Raw genomic sequence first — 687 nt, forward strand, 5'->3', positions numbered from 1 at the left:
GCGCTCGGCCGGGTCACCCACGACGGCCGGGTGCGCCTGGTGCGCGGCGACCGGGAGGCGTTCGGGCTGCGCGGGCGCAGCGCCGAGCAGCGGGTGGCGCTGGACATCCTGCTCGACCAGGAGGTCGGGATCGTCTCGATGGGCGGCCGGGCGGGCACCGGCAAGTCCGCGCTGGCGCTGTGCGCCGGGCTGGAGGCGGTGCTGGAGCGTCAGCAGCACCGGAAGGTGATGGTCTTCCGTCCGCTGTACGCCGTCGGCGGCCAGGAGCTGGGCTACCTGCCCGGCTCCGAGGGCGAGAAGATGAGCCCCTGGGCCCAGGCGGTCTTCGACACCCTCTCCGCGGTCACCACCCCGGACGTGATCGAGGAGGTGATCTCCCGCGGGATGCTGGAGGTGCTGCCGCTGACCCACATCCGGGGGCGTTCGCTGCACGACGCCTTCGTGATCGTGGACGAGGCCCAGTCGCTGGAGCGCAACGTCCTGCTGACGGTGCTGTCCCGGATCGGCCAGGGGTCCCGGGTGGTGCTCACCCACGACGTCGCCCAGCGCGACAACCTGAGGGTGGGCCGCTACGACGGCGTGGTCGCGGTGGTGGAGAAGCTGAAGGGGCACCCGCTGTTCGCCCACATCACGCTGACCCGCTCCGAGCGTTCGCCGATCGCCGCACTGGTGACCGAGATGCTGGAG

1 protein-coding gene is annotated in these 687 nt (G+C 72.2%); it reads left to right on the plus strand.

What is annotated here, in order from left to right; translation table 11 throughout:
• Positions 1–687: PhoH family protein (locus tag AA75_RS32070; protein WP_033823852.1), on the plus strand; the 687-nt coding region annotated here is incomplete at both ends.

Origin of the sequence: Kitasatospora sp. MBT63, assembly GCF_000710465.2 — a bacterium.
Lineage (GTDB): Bacteria > Actinomycetota > Actinomycetes > Streptomycetales > Streptomycetaceae > Kitasatospora.